This window comes from Catonella sp. (genome assembly GCF_052169795.1).
Lineage (GTDB): Bacteria > Bacillota > Clostridia > Lachnospirales > Lachnospiraceae > Catonella.
In genome coordinates this window covers 1-3,040 of record NZ_JBQNBU010000157.1, presented here as the reverse complement: position 1 = coordinate 3,040, position 3,040 = coordinate 1, and the positions used below count along the sequence as shown (strand labels likewise).

Sequence of the window (3,040 nt, the reverse complement as noted above, 5' to 3'; positions counted from 1 at the left end):
TAGGAGGTGATGATGTGTCAGCCAGCAAGGATAAAGAAAGAGGTATATGGAAAATCTATTTAAGGTATGTTGATTGGCAAGGGATGAAACAGATTCACACAAAGCGTGGATTCGCTACAAAGAGAGAGGCTTTGGAGTATGAACGAGAGTTTTTGGCAAGTAAATCGAGAGATTTGAATATGCTTTTTGAGTCATTTGTTGAAATCTATTTGAATGATTTAAGACCGAGAATTAAATACAACACCTACTTAACAAAGGTGCATATTATAGAAACGAAAATAATACCTTACTTTGCCAAAAAATCTATAGCTGAAATAACGGCTCCGGATATTTTACAGTGGCAGAATGAATTACTTAAAAAATCTGATGGTGAAGGTAAGTCATATTCTCAAACTTATTTAAGAACGATTCTTACATCATGAAATGGATAGAGGCTGTAAATTATCAGGAGTAAAAAGAATTAGAGTTCATGATTTAAGACACTCTCATGTTGCATATTTGATAGAGCAAGGCTTTTCTCCTGTGGTGATTGCAGAAAGATTAGGTCATGAAAGTATCTCGATAACCTTAAATTATGCACATTTATATCCGTCAAAGCAGTTGGAAATCATTGAAACGATAGAGAAAGAAAGGAATTAAATTGATTAAGATGAGTAAGATATTTAAAAGAGAAAGTCTACAGTCAAAAGGTAGAAAACTGAAAGTCGATAACAACAGAAAAAGAAATATTATAGTGAATTTCAGAATGTCTCCGGAAGAAAAAAGTTTATTGGAAGAGAAAATAGCATTATCAGGATTAAACAAACAGGATTATATAATTCAAATGAGCCTAAATCATAGGGTTGAGGTGTTTGGAAATATAAGAGTGTTTGATGAACTTAAAACAAAACTGAATATGCTTGAAGAGTATTTTGAAAATGTAAATTTGGACTGCGATATGGATGAAAATAAACTTGAACTTCTGGCATATATTCTGGAAATGTTTGAAACGGTGAATAGAAATAAAAATGACTCTACCTACGGCAAATAGATAGAGTCCGGAAGCAACCTGATAGGATTGCAACTCTCAAATATGATTTTATCAGGTTGTACTTCCATCATCAACAAAAATATGGAGGTAAAAAATGATAAATAAGGAAAAATATGTCAACAACATTCCGCAGGAGTTAAAAGAACACAAGCAATGGTTATGGTTTAAGATTTATCAAAACAAGGACAAAAACGGGAATATAAAACTTGTTAAGATTCCGATCAGTCCAATCACTTGTGATTCAAACGATTGAAACAAAAAAGAGAATTGGTCGGATTTTGAAACCGTATTTGCAGGTTTGGAGAGAAGCGGATGCGATGGATTGTCTTTTGTTTTGACGGAGGAAGATTCCTTTGTTTGTATAGATTTGGACAACGTGAAAGAAAAGAATTTTGATAAAACGAGAGCAATTATAAGTGATTTTGCAGAGACTTATAAAGAAATATCCGTATCCGGAAACGGAATTCATATCTTTGTTAAGGGAAGAATTCATAAGAACATCAATAATCAAACTGATCGTTTTGAAATGTATAAATCAAATAAGTGCATTGCTATGACTGGTGATGTTATAGGAGCTTGCATAGAAGTACAGAATGAACAATATAAGTTGAACCTTTATTATGAAAAATATGCTCTTAAAGAAACGATAAGAGAACGAATTTCCTATTATAAAAATTTAGATAGCGATGTTCCTGATATAGAGGACATTCTAAAGGCAATCTACATGACTAATCGTAAAGGCAGAGAGCTTTTTAGAGGCAAATATTCCACAGGGGATGCAAGTAAAGATGATTTTCAATTGCTTCTTATTTTAAATAGCTTTACACACGGTAATGCAGATTTAATGCTTGAGATATTCCTACAATCAGCCCTAAATCGAATGGGTGATATGAGTAAGAGAAAAACTGAGACTGCATACATTAAATATTTAAATCAGAGTATTCAAAGGGCACAGGAAGTCGGCGGAACGAATTATTGGGATTATAACTATCACAGAAAAACAAGGGAGGCAGTTCGTTGAAAGCATATACGATAGATACTGAGTTTGAAAGAATTATAAAATCTGATGTTGAATTGGGTTATGAGGTGTTCGTAGTGGATACCTTTTCTAAGATAAAATATGACAGAAAATATAATGCCAATGATTACAATGACACCTATGAGGTTATGGCTAAGTATTATGAGCTTATAGAAAAATATGGTTGCACTTTTATTATGATGTATCACACAAAAAAGGATTCATCTATCAAAAGTGTGAGTGAAAAAGTGATAGGTTCTCAAGCATTCTCCGGTTCAGTAGACACCATAATAGCTATTAATAAATCATCGGAATTTGATACAGAGTTTAGCTTAGATGTAACCAGTAGGCTTTTTGAATCAAAGGTATATCAAGTAAAAATTCATCCGTCAAAAAAGATATTGGATTTAGATAAAATAGATCCGATTGAAATGCTGGAACCGTCCATTCAAAGATTAGTTCAACTTATGCCTAAATTAAAAGAAATAGATGGAACAATAGTTGATATTTGCTCAAAGATAAAATTAGAGATAGAAAGTCCGCAGCAATTCGGCAAGACCTTAAATCGTAATAAAGAAGTTCTCAGAAAAAATGGAATCAGCATTACAATGAAGCGAGGCAAAAACAACAATAACTATCAAGTTAAATATAATTCAGAGGATGTGATTTATTAAAATGCCGTTCAAACCGTTCGTACCGTTTGATGTTTTGTATATAAGAAAATGTCGTGCGGTATGAACGGTGCAAACGGAAAAGTTACATTCACTTTTTTCTGTGTAAGTTAAAGATGAATTTATAAAAATCATGAATTATAGGTAGATAGCAAGCATATACTTTTTGACCACAGTCCAAAAAGTAGACTTGTAAGCTGCAAATTCAGCTTAATCAATTTTACCCTCGCCTAATTATCTCAGCAACTCAAATAAATTTTCGTTGGAGATAATTGGCTGGGACAGACCCTAGGAAGAACCCTAAGACCCCAAAGAAGAAAG

4 protein-coding genes and 1 pseudogene are annotated in these 3,040 nt (G+C 32.9%); all 5 read left to right on the top strand.

Going from position 1 to position 3,040, the window contains the following annotated elements; all coding sequences use genetic code 11:
• The first annotated feature begins 14 nt into the window (after positions 1-14).
• Positions 15-639: pseudogene (locus ACTTKP_RS11925) on the top strand (site-specific integrase).
• A 10-nt stretch (positions 640-649) separates the two neighbouring features.
• The gene (locus tag ACTTKP_RS11920) at positions 650-1,030 is read left to right on the top strand and encodes a plasmid mobilization protein (protein ID WP_442554107.1); all 381 of its coding nucleotides are present in this window, start codon (positions 650-652) and stop codon (positions 1,028-1,030) included.
• Positions 1,031-1,124: 94 nt separating this feature from the next.
• Positions 1,125-1,283 carry a hypothetical protein gene (locus ACTTKP_RS11915; protein ID WP_442554106.1) on the top strand — a complete coding sequence of 53 codons (159 nt, stop codon included), beginning with the start codon at positions 1,125-1,127 and terminating at the stop codon, positions 1,281-1,283.
• A gap of 45 nt (positions 1,284-1,328) precedes the next feature.
• A complete protein-coding gene (locus ACTTKP_RS11910; RefSeq protein ID WP_442554105.1) occupies positions 1,329-2,051 on the top strand; it encodes a DNA primase in 723 nt (240 codons plus the stop codon).
• A complete protein-coding gene (locus ACTTKP_RS11905; protein ID WP_442554104.1) occupies positions 2,048-2,722 on the top strand; it encodes a hypothetical protein in 675 nt (224 codons plus the stop codon). Before ACTTKP_RS11910 ends, ACTTKP_RS11905 begins: the two co-directional genes overlap by 4 nt.
• Positions 2,723-3,040: the final 318 nt, after the last annotated feature.

Bases quoted from the DNA above. Each gene is read 5' to 3' on its own strand.
- ACTTKP_RS11920 (WP_442554107.1), top strand. From the start codon at position 650: ATGAGTAAGATATTTAAAAGAGAAAGTCTACAGTCAAAAGGTAGAAAA.
- ACTTKP_RS11915 (WP_442554106.1), top strand. From the start codon at position 1,125: ATGATAAATAAGGAAAAATATGTCAACAACATTCCGCAGGAGTTAAAA.